This window comes from Rhodococcus sp. KBW08 (genome assembly GCF_003852455.1).
GTDB classification, from domain to species: Bacteria; Actinomycetota; Actinomycetes; order Mycobacteriales; family Mycobacteriaceae; genus Rhodococcus_F; species Rhodococcus_F baikonurensis.
Genome location: NZ_QAJJ01000036.1, coordinates 1 through 18,992, shown reverse-complemented (window position 1 = coordinate 18,992; position 18,992 = coordinate 1). Strand labels below are relative to the sequence as shown.

Sequence of the window (18,992 nt, the reverse complement as noted above, 5' to 3'; positions counted from 1 at the left end):
CGGAGTGCGACCCTTCGTCGTTCAGCGGTGAGAGCGTAAGACGTCCAAGCGGAGTCGACGCTGCTCGATGTTGACCGCACTGTCGATGAACGCTTGTTGCCAGCCGGGGTCGCTCGTTCTGGACGCGGCGCTGCGGAGCAGTGGTATCGCCTCGAAAGGGAACCGAGCCTGCACACTTCGCAGGGTGGAGAAGTGGCTGTGCCGCGAGTGGATGCCCAGGTCCTCGCCTGTCGCGGCGTGCTCCAACGCCTCGTTTTCCAAGGCATTCAACAATTTTTCGGCGACGGCCAGCGGCCATGGACGGTCGATGCCGTCGAGGAGTGCGCTGCCGTCGACTCCCAGAAGGTACTCGTCCGCGTGTCCGGCGACTATGTACTCGACGCGCTCGCGTGGGTCGGCGATGGCGACGATTCTCCGGTCGGTCGTGCGCCCGTCCCTCTCCAAGAAGGCCGAAGCCCACGCTGTGTTCTTCTGGAGAACGGTTGCAGCAGTCCATGATTCGATCATCACGTCACGCCATTGTTTCTCGATGGGGATAGTGAGAGCGTCGCGCGGTGAACCGGCCATCGATTCCCACAGCGTCAGCGGAGTTGCAGTCACGACTTGGCGCAGCCACCAGCGCCGGATTCCCTTGTTCTTGTAGTGGACGTCTTCGATGCCGTCACGAAATGCGAGGTCGTCGAGTGAACCGGGCAAACGGACGGCCAGGCGCGGTCGCAACGGTTTCGTCTCGAGCCGCACCCAGGACCGAGCCCGAGTGACCATGCGAGAGGCGAACGGTGATCGGGGGAGTTGACGTAGTAATTGAATTGCGCGCTCACGGACCCGCACGGCTGGATCGTCGAGTGCGCGTTCGAGGAGGGTGTAGTCGTGTTCACCCAGTCCGACGTCGAGATGATCGAGGAAATGCAGGCGGTTTGCGGTGGGCTCGTCGTCCCAGGCGATCTCGAGTTCCTCGCTCGCCAACTCCGGGTCGACCGTACGTATGTAATCGAACCAGGCGGTCCGATCGTCCGGATCGCGCGAGAGCCACAGCTCGTCCCGGCGGGACCCGATCCGCCGGAGCTGGGCCCAGTCCGGATTCTGTTCCGCCAGGTACTGCCCCCGTCGACCGGCGAGGCGAAGGAGCGCCTCGCGGTGCTCGGGATACTTCAACGCGGCTTCCATGAAGAGCGGAACACTGGCCGCGGGCGCGAGGAATCCGTGTCGGTCGGCCAGTGCGAACCATTCCGCGAGAGTCCAGGAACGAACGTGCAACAAGGACTGAAGTTGTTCGATGGCGAGGTCGGGAAGCAGCGGTTGAACCGCTGAAGCAGTCGCTGATGCGCGCGAGTGACCTGCGTGCGCGTCTGATCGCAGGGAGGTCACCCGCCTACGGTATGGCAGGGGTGCGTCGTGCTCGGGCGCAGGGGTCGGGCGCGTGTCGGCAGATTCTGGAACAGTGGTAACCGGCGACCACCAGGAGGCGTGAGATGACAGACGGAACTGACGACGTCTTTGTCGTGGCGTCGGTGACCGAACGCCGAACGCTCATCTCCACTCGGGTCAGGGAGTGGTGTGCGGCGGGGACCGTCGAGTCGAACCGGCCGGAGTTGTCCGATGACGTCGCACTGCTGATAGCCGGTGGTTATGCGGACGAGTCGACTCGGTCGATCCTGGCGAACCGTCGCAGTATCGGACGTTCGTTCCCGGAGATCGGCGGCTTCTCGGAGTTGCGTTATCTCACCGACGAACTTGCCCGCACCAGGCGTCGGCTGCTCGCGACCCGTATCGGCCCGGTTCAGGTTGTCCTCGACCGGCGGGTGCAGGCGCTCGAGAAGCGCGTTCAGTCGATGCGGTCGGCGATCGTGCACTCCAATCGCCACTTCGCGAGCAGCGTCCGTGCCATTCGCAAGGATCGCCGCGACGGACTGCATCTCGATGTGGAGCAACGTGAGGCTCTTTTCGCCGGGCTCACCCGCACCCCGGTCCCAGCCAAGCTGCCGGTGGGTCTCGGCGTCGTGGCCAGTAGCGGAAATGCTGCGCTCGACAAACTTGCCGCCCAGTTCGGGAAAGTTCAGGGAACCGGAGTCATCGCCGATGCCGGAAGACGCATCGCCGAGGTCCTCGACGGACTCGTCGATTCAGAACCCGAAGGACGCGCCGGTGAGTACGACGCCCTGCTCTACCTTGCCGGGAATCTGTTCGACCGGATCGAGAGTTCCAGCGCGTGGCATTCCGACCACTTCGTCATTCAACGCAACCAACTCGATCTGGCCGACGAGATCACCCAGATCGCGGTTGACACCGTCGCGCTGCGTTCGATTCTTGCGGAGTTGGACGACGCGGTTGCACTGGCACGCGACGAGGGAACCCGAGCCGGAATCGCTTCGCGCCGGGAAGCGCTCGGCGCGGTCTGGGACCAGTTGGTCGAGCGCGTTGCGGCCCTCGCGCGGATCGGTGACCTGGTCGCACGGGCCGAGGATCAGCTGAGTTCGCAGCGCGCGGTTGCGCATGCGGCGAGCCTCGACAGCCGGATCGACGACCTACTTGCGCGCTCCGGTTCACGTGAACTCTCGGCTGCAAACACGCACTACGTCGGGGACCAATTCGACGGTGTGGAAAAGCTGATGTTCGCTCACCGGGCGGCGCTTTACGGGGACATTGCACTGCTGACCTCTGGGAACGAGCGTCGGGCGCCGTAGTCAGGCCGTCGTCTGCGCTGTAAGGTCGAAGGTACTGACCGGCCACACGATCGAAGAACAGGCCGGGATTTCGTTCAATGCTCGACCCCGATGCCGATCCGGTGATGCGGGCGTACCCGCTCGAGACAGGTCGATCATGGAAGACACCGCAAGCCGCGGCATCAATGCGTTCATTTCCGAAGCTACGCAGCGTGGGGGCAAGGCTGTCCGTCTCACTCACTCGCGTCGTAACCCCGTCGAGGTGACGGGCGCAGACGGCATCAGCCGCATCGTTCGAGTGCGATCGAAGCTCGACGGAGACTGGCAGGCCAGGCGTCAGGACGAGTCGCTCGAGAGTGACGACACCCGCTCCGAGTTCTGGGTGTTCGTCGACCTGGCGGCCGATCCGCACGAGTTCTTCATGCTGCCCTCCAACGAGGTCGCCGACGACATCCGTGCCGAGGTCGATCTGTGGATCATGGACAGCCCAGGACGTAATCGCACCGGCCATCACGCGATTCCGCGTGGGCGCGTGGTGCACGGCCACGATCGCTGGGATGCGTTGGGCCTTGCCGCGGTCAAGGATCCGAGCATTTACGTGGAGGCCCCGGTTGCGACCAAGCGCAAGACGTCGCCGGTTGCCGCGAAGAAGCGTCGCGCCAGCGGTGTCGAGGAGATCGAAGTCGTCGACAATCGCCTCGAGATGACGGCCGATTGCCATGGCTACCGCTGGGTCGGACGTTTCGACGAAACCACCGAGGTCGTGGAGATCATGCGCGGACCGATGGAAGGCCGCCGATTCCCCGATCCGACGGCGGCCGCCAATGCCGTCACCGGTCACATCTCAGGCGACACCGAGAGCCATGACGGCTGGTCGTTTTGGACGATCAACAACACGGCCCTCGGCGCTCATCTCAAAACTGCCTGATCTCAGGCTCCGACCGCCGCCGACACTCGTTCGAGAGTGTCCAGTTCATTCGACGACAGCACGAGATTTGGGGCGTCCAGTAGCGCCGGGAGCTGCTCGGGCCGGCTGACGCTCGCGATCGGTGCCGTGATGCCCGGTCGAGTCAGCAGCCAGGCCAGCGCAACCGTCGAGATCTCGCTCTCGTGGGCCTGCGCGATTGTTGCCAGTTCCGCGACGACGTCGAGTCCGGCGTCGCTGAAGTATCCGGCGGTCAGTCGTTCGCGGGAGCTGCCTTCGATGTCCGCGCGGCTCTTGTACTTTCCGGTGAGGAAGCCGGAAGCGAGAGCGAAGTACGGGAAGACGCTGATGTTGTTGTCGGTGGCGATCTGCGCGAGTTCGGGTTCGTACGACTTGCGGTGTACCAGGTTGTAGTGCGGTTGCAGCGCGATGGGCGCGGCGTAACCGTTCTCTTCGGTGATCCGCAGCCACTCCCGGACTCGGTCGGGGCTGTAGTTGGAGATTCCGAGGTAGCGAACCTTCCCCGCGACGACCAACGCATTGAAGGCTTCGAGAGTTTCCTCGAGCGGAGTCTGCGGGTCGTCGAAATGTGCGTAGTACAGATCGATGCAGTCCGTCTGCAGGCGCCGCAACGAAGCCTCTGCCGCGGCTGCGATGTTGTCTGCCTTCAGGCCCTTGAAATCGGGATGGCTACCCACCTTGGTGGCGACGACGATGTCGTTCTGCAGACCTCGGTCGGTGATCCATTTCCCGATGATCGTTTCGGATTCCCCACCGGAATTGCCGGGAGCCGACGCCGTGTACGAGTCGGAGGTGTCGATGAAGTTTGCACCGGCTTCGGCGAACGAGTCGAGGATCTCGAAGGACGTCTTCTCGTCTGCGGTCCATCCGAAAGGGTTGCCGCCCAAGCTAAGTCGGAAGATGTCGAGGTCCGAATTTCCGATGATCGCCACTGTGTGGAACTCCCGTCGATGAAGGTGGTCGCTGCATCCCGCACCGTACCCTCTCACGGCGCTGGCGATGGCGCGCCCTCGCCAGGTTCGGCGAAAAATGTATCGGATCGTGATTGCCGCCGTCAGCGTTGGGTATGGCCTCAAATACTGAATTCTTCGATGGACTGCTGATAGGAGCGTCCGATGATGATCGTGGACGAAGCCACCCGCGTGGTTCGTGGTTTGGCAGACGCAACGACGACGGTGGCCGGTGCCGTCGGTGGTGGAGTGATCGGTGGAGTGACAGGCGGGATACGCGGAACGGCGGAGGGCGTCCGAGACGGACTTCGTGCGGGTAGTTCCTCGATGCCGACCGCCGTTCTCACGATGGCCGCCGTCGGTGCGGCGGGATTGGTGGAATGGCCGGTGGTCGTGGCAGTCGGCGGCACGGCCCTGGTACTTCACGAATGGGATCGTAAGAGCGGTCGGCCCGATCGTGAGGTCAAGGCGGTTGGCCGCGCGAGCAAGACGGAACCGGCGAAGAAGGAATCGAGCGGAAACTCGCACAAGCCGGCCAGTCGGTCACAGGATCGAACTCACAGTTCTTCGCACACGCGATCCACTCACTGATGTTCACAGCGATGGCCCGGCGAGCGGTGTCGGTGGCAACTTTGCCGCCGCGCCTGGCGTTGTCGGGTCTCGCGTTGGTCGGTGGTTCGACGATTCCGCGTACCGCTGTCAGTGACGTGGCGCTGCGGACCGGCACCCTTGCGCTGGCGGGCGTCGGGATGATTCCGGCAGCAGCGGGATCGATCCTTCGTGCCCCGCGAATGCCTGGTTCCGCCTATGTCTCGGCGGCGGCGTCGGCGATCAATTATCAACCCCGCGTGCGTCGGCGAATCGAACAGAGCCTCGGCCGTTCGCTCACCGACTTCGCGTTGGAGTCGGCGACGTCGTTCGCGGATGTTGTGACCTATGCGCCTGCATCGCTTGGCGTGGACTTCGGATTGCGGACGATGCTGCTGCGCGAAACTTTGGCAGTGCGCACCGCTCGGCGCGGGTGCTCACTCGAACCCGGAGTTCGCCATTCATCCGTGAGGCATGAACCGAGTGGTCCGGGGGAGCGTTACGCTGACAGGATCGCTGGGGTTCAGCTGCTCGCCGGGGCTGCACTCGCGGCTGTGTCTGCCGGCGGTGACACCGTCGCGACGAGCATCAAGGTTTCGGCACCGCGGCCACTTCGGATCTCGCGCGAATCGTTCGCTGCTGGTTTGTCATTCGGTCTGTGGCGGACACACCACGTCGCCGTTTCGGATCCTGCCGCGCTACGCATGCTCGATCGTGTCGACACCGTTCTCGTTGATCCGAGGGTCCTCTTCGACGACGCGCTCCGGGTGTCCGACATACGAGGGGTGGCCGAGTCCGATCGCGTCGCGGTGTGGACACGAGCCAGGAAGGCTCTGAACGACGGAACTGTCGGGGCGGGACGGCATCGCATCGGCGGCGCGGACGTCGTCGTGAGACCGGTGCGAAAAGAGTTGGCGGAAACACTGATAGGCGAGATACGCACGGCCGGGGTCGCAGCCGTCACGATCGACGACGACGGGCTCGGATCACTCCGAAGTGGATTCGACGAGCTCTATCCGGCGCGGTCGACTCCCGAAGCCGGCCTGCGCGAGGCTCTCTCGGCATTGGTCGCCGAGGGCCGGACAGTTGCGGTCGTGTCGAGTAAGGCGATAGCGGGGCAGGCGGTGCTGCGTATCGGGATTGCGCCACCGAGCGGCGAGCACGTGAGCGCTGACATCCACACCGACTTGGCCGGGGCGTGGCGGGTGGTCCATGCGTTCCGGGCCGCCCGGACAGCGACGAGGCGCGGGGTCGAACTATCTTCGGGTTCTTCGGCATTGGGTGCCTTGATTATGCTTCCGGGAGTTCGAGGGGTTGGGCCGGGGCCGGTCACGGCTGGTTCGGCCGCGGGACTGTGGACGGGATACACCCTGTCCCGATCTGTGATTCAGGCTCCCGACCCTGTCGGTGCTCCGAGCGATAGCTGGCATGAGATGGACGGTGATTCTGTCGTTCGCGAACTCTCCGAATCCGTCCGGCATACGCCGCAGCGCGCCGACGCTCGTGTGCGGGCGCCCGCACGCTTCGGGTTGATCCGTGCCGGATTGTCGGCGTTGCGAACAGAATTGGCGGATCCACTGACGCCGGTGTTGGCCACCGGTTCTGCGGCCAGTGCAGTCCTCGGTTCACCGGTAGACGCCGTCCTGGTCGGTTCGGTCTTGGTCGGTAATGCCGCGATGTCCGCTGTTCAACGACTTCATTCGGAACGGGCAGTGCAGCGACTGTTGCGGACTCAGGAGCCGGTAGCTCGGCGCGTGACGAACGCCGGCACGGTCGAGACAGCGGCCGACGCGTTGGAACTCGGTGACGTCGTGGCCCTCGAGTCCGGGGACATCGTGTCCGCCGATTGTCGTCTGTTGAGCGCCGAATCGCTGGAAGTCGACGAGTCGTCGTTGACGGGGGAGTCTCTGCCCGTCGACAAGCAGACCGACCCGACCCCGGGGATGCCACTGGCCGAGCGAAGGTGCATGGTCTATGCAGGGACAACAGTGCTTGCCGGCTCCGGCCGTGGCGTGGTCACGGCCACCGGAGCCCGAACGGTAACCAGGCGTGCTGATGCCGGCGTGTCCCGATCCGGGCCGGCCGTTGGCCTGTCCAACAGACTGCGCGAGCTCACGAGGGCGACCCTGCCGGCCAGTATCGGCGGCGGAGCGTTGGTGACAGTGGCGGGTCTGATTCGTGGCACCGGTCTGCGCCGCGCAGTCACCGGCGGCGTGGCCGTGGCAGTGGCTGCCGTGCCGGAGGGGCTGCCTCTGGTTGCCACTCTGGCTCAGCAGGCAGCAGCTCGAAGGCTCACTGCAGCAGGCGTACTGGTTCGTGCTCCACGTTCCATCGAAGCGCTCGGCCGTGTCGACGTGGTCTGCTTCGACAAGACTGGAACCCTCAGCGAGAACAAGCTTCGCGTGGCCGCGGTCGAACGCGTCGACGGTTGGGACGAAGGTGAGATCTTGGAAGTTGCGGCGCGCAGTGCCCTGCGACGCCGGGATGATCGGGTATTTCATTCGACGGACGCCGCCGTCGTCGATGCAGCCGAGCAAGCTCTAGGCAATGCTTCGGTGTTCGGTGACGTCGAGGCGGACAATCTCGTTCCGTTCAGGTCGGGGCGGCCGTACTCGGCAGCTTTGCTCGGTAGGCGGATCGCACTCAAAGGTTCGCCGGAGTTCGTGTCCGAAGCAGGACTCGATCCGAATGCTGTGTCGTCGAAGCACGTGCAGAGCATGGCCGGACGTGGACTGCGGGTGGTTGCCGTCGCCCAGCGAGAGTTGTCGGAACACGATGCGCGACGCGCCGGCGAAGACTCGGAGTTTCTCGAACGGTGTTGCTCCGAGGGATTGGAAGCGGTCGGCCTTCTCGGACTCTCGGACACGCTGAGACCCGAATCGACGCAACTTGTTCGAGACCTTCAAGGCAACGGGCAACACGTACGCGTGCTGACCGGCGATCATCCGACCACTGCGGCCGCGGTCGCCGCCGAACTGGGGTTGGACGTCGCCCGCGAGGATGTTGTCACCGGTCCGGACTGGGAAAACTTCTCTCGCGCCGAACGACGGGACGCGGTCCGCGGCAGCAGTGTCTTCGCACGCGTGACGCCCGAGCAGAAGATCGAGATCGTGCAAGCGTTGGAGACCGACGGGCGGGTGTGCGCCATGGTCGGTGACGGTGCGAACGATGCTGCGGCGATCCGAGTGTCCAGCGTGGGAATCGGGGTGGCGTCGACCGACAGCGATCCGGCGCGCGGCGCGGCAGACATCGTGCTCCTCGACGGCCACGTCGGCGGATTGACCGACGCATTGGACGAGGGCAGTCAATTGTGGCGGCGGGTCAGATCGGCGGTGGGGGTTTTGCTAGGAGGCAACGCTGGTGAAGTCGCGTTTGCTTTGATCGGTTCTGCGTTGTCCGGCGAATCACCGCTCAACGCAAGGCAGTTGCTACTGGTCAATCTGATGACCGACGCCTTGCCTGCTGCTGCGCTCGCGGTGAGCACCCCGTCCGAGAACGGATCCGACAAGTCCGAACAGATGGACACTCATGCGTTGTGGCAGACAATCGCTGTCCGCGGCTGTGCCACGGCAATCGGTGCGATGGCTGCGTGGCTTCTGGCCCGGACGAGCGGCAGGAGGCGGCGAGCGTCGACGGTGGCGTTGGTTGCCCTGGTTGGTGCTCAATTGGGGCAGACGCTGCTCGAATCGCGTAGTCCGCTGGTGGTCGCCACCGTTGCCGGATCCGCTGCGGCGCTGGCCACCCTCGTCAGCACACCGGTGGTGAGCCAATTTCTCGGTTGTACGCCGCTCGGTCCGATCGCGTGGGGCCAAGCAGTGGGCTGTGCGTCGGCGGCGACGCTGCTGGCGGCGCTCGCCCCGCGGGTGTTGGAGCGGATCGCCGGACCTGAGGAAAACGCGGAAGGTCAGTCGACGATTCGCAAGACCCCGACGCGAACCAGCACGGCGTACACCTCCCGAATCGGGGGAGTCAGCGCTCGCGACAGCGTGGAAATCAGCGAAGCGGAAATCAAAGAAGCGGGAACCGGCGAATCGGACACGCTTGTGAGCGTCGCTGCTGGAAGTGACACGTCGCCGAACTCCCGGGCGACCCGAGATGAATCCTGAGGAATCGTGACATGTCCCAGAACACCGTCGACCGCACGAACCCCGTCGATCACCGCGCCGTAGTGGAATCCGTCCGTTCGGCTCGGAGCTTCGAGTTGGAGCTACCGATCGTCGGTTCCATTCCGGTTCCGCCCCCTGAACAGATCGCCTATTTTGCGGTGATGGGACTGATGGTCGCCTTCGAGATCATCGAGTGGCCCGTGGCAGTCACCATCGCGGCGGGGCATCTGCTCGCAACAGAGCAGCACAATCATGTCCTCGAAGAGATCGGAGAGGCGCTAGAGGGCGTCTGACGCCGGCGCTGCCGGATACAAATCGAGCGACCCCGCAATTCGCGGGGCCGCTCGACGTGCGGAGAAACTTACTGCGCGAGTGCGCGCTTCATGCCGCGTTCGACTGCTGCGATGATCTGCGGACGCAGTTCTGCGGCAGGGACGATCTCATCCACCGAGCCGACCTCTCGGGCCCGCTGGATGTTGTGGATCGCTTCGAATTCGGATGCCACTTCGCCGAGCTTGTCGGAGCGGACGGCGATGCGCTGAGCGTTCAGTTCTACGCGCAGATGTGCTTTCTCCGTGTCGTCCTTGGCTGCTGCCAAGTCTGCCTCCAGTTGCTGCACCTTCGGATCGTTGTTGGTGCGGGTGTTCACCTCACGGGTGAAGACCACTGCGGCGGCGGGGGCGCCGCCGAGTACCGAGGCGAACGAGCCTTCGACAGCAAGAACTTCCATGTTGTCGTTGAGCGCACCGGAGAACACGACGAACGCGCCGCCGTGGTAGCGGGAAACGACGCAGAACACGATCGGTCCGTCGAAGTTGACGATGGCGCGGCCGATTTCGGCGCCGTACTCGAGCTGGATGTTACGCAGCGACTCCGGGGAACCATCGAAGCCGGAGAGGTTGGCCAGCACCACGATCGGACGGTTGCCGCTCGCAGCATTGATCGCGCGGGCAGTCTTCTTCGACGAGTTCGGGAACAGCGTTCCCGACGTCCAGGTGTCGGGACCGTCCGCGGGGAAGTGACCCTTGCGCGGGATCGCGCGGGATTCGATGCCCACCACCGTGACCGGATGTCCGGCGAGGTGCGCGTCCAGAACGACGGAGGTGTCGGCGCCGGCCATGTCGGCCCAACGCTCGAGAACCGAGTGGTCCTGGTCGACCACAGACCGCATCACGGTGCGAATGTCGAAGGGCTTCTTGCGATCCGGGTTCTTCGCCGAGGAGAAGATGTCGCCGACCGTCTCGAAGTCGCTCGACGGGTGCGTGTGCGGGAAGCTGCGCACGTCACGATCGACGGGGTCCGTGGTCGCTGCGCGACGCGGGAACCGTTCGCCGGGAGCGAGATACGAGTGTGCGTAGTGACGGAACAGGATCTCGCACGCCGCAGTGAGGTCGGGGGCCCAGTACTGCGCCTGGCCGTTGGGGCCCATGACGCGGTCGTAACCACCGATACCGAAGTTGTCCTCGGCCGACACACCACCGGAGTAGTCGAGAGACTGCTTGCCGGTCAGCACCATCGCGCTGTCCGGGGTCATGACCAGAATGCCCTTGGTGTGCATCAACATGGTGGCTTCGGCGTTCCAGTAGGGCTGAGCGCCGACGTTGATGCCCGTGACGACGATGTTGATCTCGCCGCCGTTCTGGGTGAAGGTGATGATCCGGCGCAGGCCGCGGGAGACCCAGTCCATGTTTTCGGTGCCACTCTCCATCGAGATGGTGGCACCCGAGGACAGTGCGAACCACTCGACCGGAGCGTTCAACTTCTCGGCCAGGTCGATGGCAGCGACCACGCGTGAGCATTCGGCCTCGGCCACGGTACCGAGCGCCTTGGTGGGGTCACCGAAGAGCGCGACACGAGTCATTCCCTCGGGATAACGCGGCGTCGGAGTGTTCACGAGGCCGACGACGATGCCGGCCTTGTTGAGTCCGTACGGACGCTCGACGGGCGAGAGGACGCCCGCTTCGTCGAAGTCGTGTTCGACGAAAGTGCCCTTGGTACCGGTCAGGAGCGGAATCAGCTCGTACGGGTACACGGTGCCGCGTGCCCGCGAACTCTGGACCTTCTGCGCGTAGGCGTCGAGGGGGAGCAGCGGTTCGGTGGGCGGGCTTGTCTTGTTGATGACCACACCGGCACCTGCGCGATAGGAGAAGCGCAGCGCAACTTCCTTGGGGGCGCCACCCTTTCGGTCCTTCAAGCGGGTGATGAGCGTGATCTCTTCGAGCCCGGCGCCGACGGTCAGTCGGGCTGCGTTCTGAGCGATCACGGAGAAGCGTTCGCTGGGAACGTCTGCGACCGGCCACACGTAGAGCACGACGCGGTTGGCTGCCAGTCGACGCTTGTCGCCGCGCTGGCTCTGCGCACGGCGGATGCCGTCGAGGCAGGCAGCGAGCGTGCGCTCGATGGCCGGGAGTGCAACCATCTGACCTTCGTCGTCCAGTTGCGGTGTCACGTCACGGATTTCCGCGAGGGCGATCAGGCGCTCGTCCTTCGGGTTCTCCTTGGCGGAGAGGTGGAACAGGTAGGTGTTCTCCGGAGCCGGCAGACGCTTTCCGTTGAAGTTCTTCAGGCGCCACATGTCCAGTCGCTGACCCGTGAGCGGGTGCATGTCGCGGATGATGTGATCCTCGACCAGTTCGCCGTCGACCGGGCGGAAGGTGACCCACCTGACCGGATCCCCGTTGGGGTTGCAGATGATCACCGTCGCGCGTCGTGATCGGGTGATCGCCTCGTTGCGGGAGAGTTCGGTGCGCAGCGTCTCGACGAGAGCGTCGCCGTCAGCGGGCTGATTCGGCCAGTCGAGGTAGATGTCGACTACCAGGCCGCGGCCCGACGGAGCATCCTGCGCGATCGTGGCGACATCGTCGAGAGCCGTTCCGAGAGCGTCGAATTCGGCCACCGTCGAGACCAGATGCAGCCCGTCACCCTTGAGGTCGAAGTTGCCGGTCACGAAACGGCGGTCGACGTGCTCGAAAACGCGGACGTCTTCGAAGGAGTGAATCTTGTAGTAGCGACGCGTGATGACCTCGAGCAGAGGGCCGCCATCGCGGTTGCCGAGGCCGATCTTTCGACCCAACAGGTCCAGGAGAGGCTCGGGAGTGGCGACGAGGTTGGCGATCCGCTCGTCGAAATCGGCAGCGTCCGGCTGTTCTTCGAGGTAGGCGAGGTTGCCGCGTACTCCGTCGTAGACGTCTTCGCGAACCTTGCGGATGCGCGGCTCGTCGAAGAACCGGAAGCGAAGGTTACGGGCTACGTCGCCGATGACGGGGTAGCGGACCTGCGTCGCGACGATGAGTCGATCGAGGACCTCGTTGAGCTCCTGAGCCGAGCAACCGGGGGCCTTGTCGCCGACCAGCCATCCTTCGAGAAGTGCTGCAATGACCGGGATCTGGGCTTCCATGCGCTGCAATGCCAGGAAGAGTCGGTACACCGCTTCCTCGACGGCCTGGCGATCGTCCAGATCGGTGACGTCGTAGTGGCGAAGCGCCCGTTCGAGTCTCGTGCGGAACGACGCCGGCAAACCTTCGCGCTCGGAGTCGAGTGAGTGCAGGAAGGTGTGGAAGTGCTCGCGAGGGCTGTGGACGGATTCGTCCTTCGCCGACTCACCCGAGGTGGGCTTGTTGCGCGAGAGCTCGCAGATGTCGGCGAAGGTGGTCAGCACTGCAAGTTCGGCCTGTACCAGTTCGCGGTCCTCGGACTCGAGCGCGCTACGAAGTGCGTCGTACTCGGCGAGGACTGCGTTCGCGTGCTTGCCGCTGACGTCGTAGCCGCTGATCATCGCGGTCAATGCTTCGAGCTGCGCCAGCGCGTCGCCACGGGTGTCGGAACCGGAAGTTGCTGCCGGAAGATCGAATTCGACGCGCGGAGCCTTTTCGGTGACGGCTTCGTCGCTGATCTGGTCGACGCGCAGGAGCGGTGCGCCGGCATCGACCTGGGAGTTGACGGTAGCGAGGACCTCACGCACTTTGCCCGCGTACGGAGCGCGAACCGCAGTCTCCATTTTCATGGATTCCAGCACGACCAGGGTGGAGCCGGCTTCGACGTCGTCGCCGACCGCGACCGGTACTGCGACGACGACGGCGGGAGCGGGCGCACGGACCACGCCGGCGTCGTCCTGGCTGATCTGGTGGCTGATGCCGTCGACCTCGACGAGATAGCGAGCCGGGCTCACGACGGAAACGACGTGGAAGCGCCGATCACCGATCACCAGACGCGACTCGAAGTCACCGAGACGATCGACGTCGACCTCGATGTCGCCGGCATCTCCGTCGACGCGGTAGCGGTGCGGGCCGATACGCCCGACGGTCAGTTTGTATGCCTGACCTTGATAGTTGAGCTCGACCGTACGGCCGATCGCGTGATTGGCGCGGGGACGGCCGCCGCGTGCCGAGGCGAGGAAAGCTGCACGCTCGAGGGACTCCTCGGCGTCGTAAGCATCGATGGCGGTGGCGATCAGTGCGACGTCCGCGCGGCGAGTGGTGCCGGTGAGAGCGCCCGTGCGGTCGAGCCAGCCGGTGTCCGCGGATGCCGAGACGACCTCGTCGCGATCGAGTAGATCGAGGAGGAACGACTTGGTGGTGGTGCCGCCGTCGAGTACGACAGTGGTTTCACGGAGGGCGGTACGCAGACGCGCGAGTGCCTCGGAGCGGTTGCGGCCCCACGCGATGACCTTCGCGACCATCGAGTCGTAGTCGGGCGGAATGACGTCGCCCGCCGCGATGCCGGTGTCGACGCGGATGCCCGAGCCGAGCGGAAACTTCAGGAGCTGAACGGTGCCGGGCGCCGGCGCGAAATCGTTGTCGGCGTCCTCCGCGTTGAGACGAGCCTCGACGGCATGGCCGAACGCGGGCGGGCAGTCGCCGACCAATTCGTCACCGCTGGCGACGAGGATCTGCAGCTTGACGAGGTCGATTCCGGTGGTGACCTCGGTGATCGGGTGCTCGACCTGCAGACGGGTGTTGACCTCGAGGAACGTGAACAGCTTGTTCTCGGGCTGGTAGAGGTATTCGACCGTGCCTGCGCCCTGGTACCCGGCTGCCTTGACCAGTTCGGCGGACACCTTCTTGAGGTGGTCCGACTGTTCTTCGGTCAGCACGGGAGAGGCGGATTCTTCGATGACCTTCTGGTTGCGACGCTGAATCGAGCAGTCGCGAACGCCCGGAGCCCAGACATTGCCGTGGTTGTCGGCGATGACCTGTACCTCGACGTGGCGTGCATCGGTGACGAGGCGTTCGAGGAAGACGACGGGGTCGCCGAAGGACCGCTCTGCTTCGCCCTGCGTGCGCTCGAGTGCAACTTCGAGTTCGTCTTCGGCCCAGACCTTGCGGATACCGCGTCCGCCGCCGCCGCTTCGGGCCTTGATGATCAGGGGATATCCGATGGACTGAGCATGACGACGAGCGTCGGCGCGCGTTTCGACAGGTCCGCCGCTCCACGGGGCGACAGGTACGCCGACCTTCTCGGCCAGGATCTTGGCGGCAACCTTGTCGCCGAGCAGGCGCATCGCGTCGGCGCTCGGGCCGATGAACGTGATGCCCAGTTTCGCGACGATCTCCGCGAAGGCGGGATCCTCGGCCACGAAGCCCCAGCCGACCCAGACTGCGTCGGCCTTGGCTGCGAGGAGTGCTCGCTCGAGTTCGGCGTAGTCGAGGTACGGGCTACCGGTGCCGGTGCTGCGCAGGGTCACGCCCTCGTCGGCCTGGCGGACGAACATGGCGCGGCGCTCGGCCTCTGTGTGCAGTGCAATGACGCGAATGCCGTAGTCGTGTTCGGCGTTCAGTTCGCGTACAGCCCTGATCAGCCGGACCGCGGCCTCACCTCGATTGACCACTGCGATTCGTTTGAACATTGTCACTGCCACCGTCCTTGATGAGATTCTTCGTCACGTACGTTGCGATATGAGCCGACCGTGTCCCACATACCCGGATTACCTGGTTCGTGAACTACGCCGCGATGCGCTGTGTTTCCCCCGGTTGCGCGTCGGCAAGTGATTGCCTATCCGGTTCGTAGAGTCCCCTGCGCTCAGGCACGGCGTGCCTTGTGTGCCACCCTGCAGGCGTGGACTCAGAACCGCTCCAATCACGAATCAGCAACATATTGTGTCTGCTTCCAGGGAATCCCTGGTTTATCTAAGAATGCAGTATGTCGACGCTCATGTCACCTGGGCGAATTGAAGAATATTAGTCAACGTGAACCACGGTTACACCTATGGCGTTAAATCACTGTGGCGCAATAGGATTGGGCTCTGTGATACGGATCACGATGGTAATGAAATTGGCAAGGAAGTGAATACCCACTGGTAACAAAATCGCGTATTCGGAGAATTCTCCCGATTGCTCGATTATTACTGATCGGTACTACTGGCGAGTATTTTTTACGTCCTGTCGGACCGTATTCGAGAAATCGCCTTCGATGGTCGCGATGTGCTGTGCGATCGCGTCGAGTCCTCCGGAAGAGAGCTGCAATGCGTTGCCGAGAGCAAGGGAAGTCCGCTTGAAGTGCTCCACAAGGGGTTCGTATTTCGTGACCAGTCTCAGTCTGTCGGTCTCGTTCAGGTACTTCACGCTTCCCGCGTTGTCGACGAAGTCGCTGAACTTCACGAGGAACACCGCGGGATCCTCGATCGCGCGGATGACGTGATCCTGGTAGCCGGTGGTGTTGTCGTGCGGGTAGTCGATTGGATTGGTCACTGCCTCAACAAGTTCGGAGATTCTGTGGCTGAAGTGCGAGGCGATAAGTGTTGACGCACGTTCTTGCGCCTCGGATGCGGACATGTCGTCCGCAGTCCGGCCACCGAGGAGCGCGATGACGGCGTGTGGTCGGTCCTCGACCGTGTCGTGAAGTGCGGTTGCGCTCAGGATCTCGACGTCGGAGCATCCGTACCGAAGCAGCCGCAACACATTTCGAAGGGGATGAACGATGTAGGGATCCTCGTTGGATTTGATCCCGTTCTTTCTGAGCTGATCGAGATGCGCGAGGGTCGCGACCTCCATGGCGAGCCGCAGGGTTTCACCCGGGATCGCCAGCTCGTCGACGGCGCTCTCGATGGCGAAGACCAGCGTCGCAGCGTCCATCTCCTTCAGGGGTAACTGTTCGAATGCAGATCTGATCGGGTCGGAGTTGCTCATGCCAAATAGCCTTCCGGTTGGTGAGGCGTCGCGACGAATGTCCTGGTGCGGATCTGCAATCGAGTCCTGATTGACGCCGGAAATACGGGCCGAGGTCAGAATCATCTTGATTCTATCCGGAGACTACGACAGCAAGTGTTCTTAGCGTTGTGATCGAGGTGGACGGGGAGTTTCGTTCGCTTCCATCACTGGCAGACATGGGTAGGAAGAGGTTCGATGACCACGGAGGCGACCCTGGCGTCGTTTGTCGAGACGGTTGACACGGATGTCGATACTCATCCACTGGACGACCCTGTGCGACAAGGACTTCGCGGACATCATGCGCAATTCGCTCGCTGGGCAGGGAGAGTTGCGCGATACGACCCGACAGTCGCTCCGTTTGTCGGTCATCCGCCCGAGTTGGACGCCGAAGACTGGGAGAACCTACTCACACTCGTAGGTCCAGGCGGCACAGTAGGTTTACGAGGATTTGATCATCACCCGCCGGAAGGGTGGCGCGTTGTGGATCAGTTCGGCTCGGTCCAGATGGACGGGTCCGCACTCGAAGTCTCCGTTGATCCGTCGGTCGAACTTCTCGGAACGGGTGACGTTCCCGAAATTCTGGCATTGATCGAGCGCACCAAGCCCGGACCGTTTCTTCCTCGTACCGTCGAGATGGGCAGCTACTACGGCATTCGCGTCGACGGAAGACTTGTTGCCATGGCGGGGGAGCGGCTGCACCCTCCGGGATGGACGGAAATCAGTGCGGTGTGCACTGACAGCGACTTCCGGGGTCGAGGCCTGGGTACGACGCTGATCCGTGCCGTCGCTGCCGGGATTCGCGAGCGCGGCGAGCTGCCGTTTCTCCATGCAGTGCAATCGAATACGAATGCGATCAGACTCTACGAATCACTGGGGTTCGTTCTCCGGAAGAGATCCAGGTTGACTGCGGTGCAGGCGCCTGCCTGATCAAATTCTCGCCGACGCCTGTGTTTCGGGCTCTCGGCCACTAGTCTGAACAAATGACAGTCGATCAGGCGTTGGACAGTGATTTCCTCACTCTTGCCGATCCGTACCGCCGCGAGTTGCTGGCGCACTGCTATCGCATGATGGGGTCGATTCACGACGCCGAAGACCAGGTCCAGGAGACGTTCATCCGGGCTTGGCGCGGGTTCGACGGCTACAAGGGCCAGTCGTCGCTCAGGACCTGGCTCTACCGCATCGCGACGAATACCTGCCTGACCGCGCTGGAGGGGAGATCGAGGCGTCCACTCCCGACCGGCCTCGGCGCACCTAGTTCGGACCCGGCCGACGATTTGATCGAGCGCAACGAGATTGCCTGGTTGGAACCAATCGCGGATTCTGCGTTGGGCGACGTCAATGATCCCGCCGTAATGGTCGTCAATCGCGATTCGGTCAGGCTCGCGCTTGTTGCCGCTTTGCAGCACTTGTCCGCGCGCCAACGTGCGGTTCTCGTCCTGCGCGACGTTCTGCAGTGGAAGGCATCGGAAGTTGCGGAGGCCCTCGACACCACAACCACTGCGGTCAACAGCCTGCTGCAGCGGGCTCGCGCGCAGATCAATCACATCGGGCCCACTGAGGACGATCTCGTGGAACCCACTACCGAGGCTGCCCGGAAGTTGCTTCGCGACTACGTGCACAGCTTCGAGAGCTACGACGTCGAGGCCATCGTTGAGCTGTTCACGCGTGAAGCCATCTGGGAGATGCCTCCGTTCGAGGGTTGGTACCAGGGACCCGAGGCAATCGGGCAGCTCATCGGAACCAAATGCCCGGCCGACGGACCAGGAGCGATGCGTCTACTTCCGACCGCCGCCAACGGCCAGCCGGCGTTCGGCCTCTACATGCGCGAGCCCGATGGGGTTCACCGTGCTTTCCAGTTGCACGTTCTAGATGTCACCGAGTCCGGGATCTCGCACGTGACGTGTTTCTTCGATCTGAGTCTGTTCGCGCGGTTCGGATTGCCTGCAGAGCTGTAGGGGCAGGGAGTTGCGCGAGCCCTCCGGTACGGAGGACCCGCGCAGCTACTCGTTACGGCTGTTGCTCTGCGTTACTGCTGAGGAACAGTCGCAGCCGGGTCCATCCACATGACCTCCCAGACGTGATTGTCGAGGTCGCGGAATGCGCGTCCGTACATGAAGCCGTGATCCTGGGGCTCCATCCACTTGCTACCGCCGGCAGCAATCGCCGCATCGACGAAAGTGTCGACTTCCTCTCTGCTGTCGGCCGACACACACATCAGTGCTTCACGAGCTTTCGACGTGTCACAGATGTCGTCGGCGATGAAGTCCCCGAATCGCGGTTCGTTCAGGAACATGACGGTGGCGGAATCACTGACGATCATCGAGACGGTGTTCTCGTCACTGAACATGTCGTTGAACTCGAAGCCGAGCCCGCTGAAGAATGCCCGGGTAGCGGCGACGTCCTTGACCGGCATGTTGACGAAGAGAAGACGAGACATGGGTGCTCCTTGAAGTCGGTTGACTGATTACTGAACGCTTCGGTTCCTGTTGGTTCCTGCTCATACAGACCGCAGTGGGCGCAGAAAGTCATCGCGAGAAGCAAAAATTCGAGAAAAGTATCGGCTGTTAACCCGCGTCAGTGCTCTGACCTGGCGA

At 63.5% G+C, this 18,992-nt stretch carries 12 protein-coding genes; 7 read left to right on the top strand and 5 right to left on the bottom strand.

Annotated elements, in window-relative coordinates; genetic code table 11:
- Positions 1-21: 21 nt before the first annotated feature.
- Positions 22-1,368 carry a DUF5691 domain-containing protein gene (locus tag DBV08_RS30725; RefSeq protein WP_124569887.1) on the bottom strand — a complete coding sequence of 449 codons (1,347 nt, stop codon included), beginning with the start codon at positions 1,366-1,368 and terminating at the stop codon, positions 22-24.
- 104 nt (positions 1,369-1,472) lie between these two features.
- Here DBV08_RS30725 and DBV08_RS30720 point away from each other — a divergent pair, with 104 nt between their 5' ends.
- A complete protein-coding gene (locus DBV08_RS30720) occupies positions 1,473-2,684 on the top strand; it encodes a hypothetical protein (protein WP_124569886.1) in 1,212 nt (403 codons plus the stop codon).
- 136 nt (positions 2,685-2,820) lie between these two features.
- Entirely contained in the window at positions 2,821-3,591 is a 771-nt protein-coding gene (locus DBV08_RS30715; protein ID WP_095972854.1) for a hypothetical protein, read from the top strand.
- 2 nt (positions 3,592-3,593) lie between these two features.
- Here DBV08_RS30715 and DBV08_RS30710 read toward each other — a convergent pair whose 3' ends face one another.
- Positions 3,594-4,541 carry an aldo/keto reductase gene (locus tag DBV08_RS30710; protein WP_124569885.1) on the bottom strand — a complete coding sequence of 316 codons (948 nt, stop codon included), beginning with the start codon at positions 4,539-4,541 and terminating at the stop codon, positions 3,594-3,596.
- Between the two features lie 183 nt (positions 4,542-4,724).
- On the opposite strand from DBV08_RS30710, the gene DBV08_RS30705 reads away from it, so the two are divergent.
- From DBV08_RS30705 to DBV08_RS30695, 3 genes are read left to right on the top strand one after another with little or no spacing between them, the layout of a single operon-like run.
- Complete coding sequence (locus tag DBV08_RS30705; protein WP_124569884.1) at positions 4,725-5,150, top strand: hypothetical protein; 426 nt, start codon at positions 4,725-4,727, stop codon at positions 5,148-5,150.
- On the top strand, positions 5,150-9,253 hold the full coding sequence (locus DBV08_RS30700; RefSeq protein WP_124569883.1) for a cation-translocating P-type ATPase: 4,104 nt from the start codon (positions 5,150-5,152) through the stop codon (positions 9,251-9,253). The genes DBV08_RS30705 and DBV08_RS30700 overlap by 1 nt, the downstream gene beginning before the upstream one ends.
- 11 nt (positions 9,254-9,264) lie before the next feature.
- Positions 9,265-9,546, top strand: coding sequence for a hypothetical protein (locus DBV08_RS30695; RefSeq protein ID WP_095972850.1), 282 nt, complete (start codon positions 9,265-9,267; stop codon positions 9,544-9,546).
- 68 nt (positions 9,547-9,614) lie between these two features.
- On the opposite strand, the gene DBV08_RS30690 is transcribed toward DBV08_RS30695, so the two are convergent.
- Both DBV08_RS30690 and DBV08_RS30685 read right to left on the bottom strand, forming a co-directional pair.
- Positions 9,615-15,098, bottom strand: coding sequence for a carboxyl transferase domain-containing protein (locus tag DBV08_RS30690; protein WP_095972849.1), 5,484 nt, complete (start codon positions 15,096-15,098; stop codon positions 9,615-9,617).
- 508 nt (positions 15,099-15,606) lie between these two features.
- Positions 15,607-16,377 carry a hypothetical protein gene (locus tag DBV08_RS30685; RefSeq protein ID WP_260395820.1) on the bottom strand — a complete coding sequence of 257 codons (771 nt, stop codon included), beginning with the start codon at positions 16,375-16,377 and terminating at the stop codon, positions 15,607-15,609.
- A 216-nt stretch (positions 16,378-16,593) separates the two neighbouring features.
- On the opposite strand from DBV08_RS30685, the gene DBV08_RS30680 reads away from it, so the two are divergent.
- Together DBV08_RS30680 and DBV08_RS30675 are read left to right on the top strand one after the other, a co-directional pair.
- A complete protein-coding gene (locus tag DBV08_RS30680) occupies positions 16,594-17,325 on the top strand; it encodes a GNAT family N-acetyltransferase (RefSeq protein ID WP_124569881.1) in 732 nt (243 codons plus the stop codon).
- 53 nt (positions 17,326-17,378) lie between these two features.
- Entirely contained in the window at positions 17,379-18,353 is a 975-nt protein-coding gene (locus DBV08_RS30675) for a sigma-70 family RNA polymerase sigma factor (protein ID WP_003945115.1), read from the top strand.
- Between the two features lie 71 nt (positions 18,354-18,424).
- Here DBV08_RS30675 and DBV08_RS30670 read toward each other — a convergent pair whose 3' ends face one another.
- Positions 18,425-18,835 (bottom strand): VOC family protein, encoded by a 411-nt coding sequence (locus tag DBV08_RS30670; RefSeq protein ID WP_003945103.1) that lies wholly within the window; start codon positions 18,833-18,835, stop codon positions 18,425-18,427.
- Positions 18,836-18,992: the final 157 nt, after the last annotated feature.

Excerpts from the sequence above, each read along its gene's own strand:
- DBV08_RS30720 (WP_124569886.1), top strand. The coding sequence starts at position 1,473 with ATGACAGACGGAACTGACGACGTCTTTGTCGTGGCGTCGGTGACCGAA.
- DBV08_RS30715 (WP_095972854.1), top strand. The coding sequence starts at position 2,821 with ATGGAAGACACCGCAAGCCGCGGCATCAATGCGTTCATTTCCGAAGCT.
- DBV08_RS30705 (WP_124569884.1), top strand. The coding sequence starts at position 4,725 with ATGATGATCGTGGACGAAGCCACCCGCGTGGTTCGTGGTTTGGCAGAC.
- DBV08_RS30700 (WP_124569883.1), top strand. The coding sequence starts at position 5,150 with ATGTTCACAGCGATGGCCCGGCGAGCGGTGTCGGTGGCAACTTTGCCG.
- DBV08_RS30695 (WP_095972850.1), top strand. The coding sequence starts at position 9,265 with ATGTCCCAGAACACCGTCGACCGCACGAACCCCGTCGATCACCGCGCC.
- DBV08_RS30690 (WP_095972849.1), bottom strand. The coding sequence starts at position 15,098 with ATGTTCAAACGAATCGCAGTGGTCAATCGAGGTGAGGCCGCGGTCCGG.
- DBV08_RS30685 (WP_260395820.1), bottom strand. The coding sequence starts at position 16,377 with ATGAGCAACTCCGACCCGATCAGATCTGCATTCGAACAGTTACCCCTG.
- DBV08_RS30680 (WP_124569881.1), top strand. The coding sequence starts at position 16,594 with ATGACCACGGAGGCGACCCTGGCGTCGTTTGTCGAGACGGTTGACACG.
- DBV08_RS30675 (WP_003945115.1), top strand. The coding sequence starts at position 17,379 with ATGACAGTCGATCAGGCGTTGGACAGTGATTTCCTCACTCTTGCCGAT.
- DBV08_RS30670 (WP_003945103.1), bottom strand. The coding sequence starts at position 18,835 with ATGTCTCGTCTTCTCTTCGTCAACATGCCGGTCAAGGACGTCGCCGCT.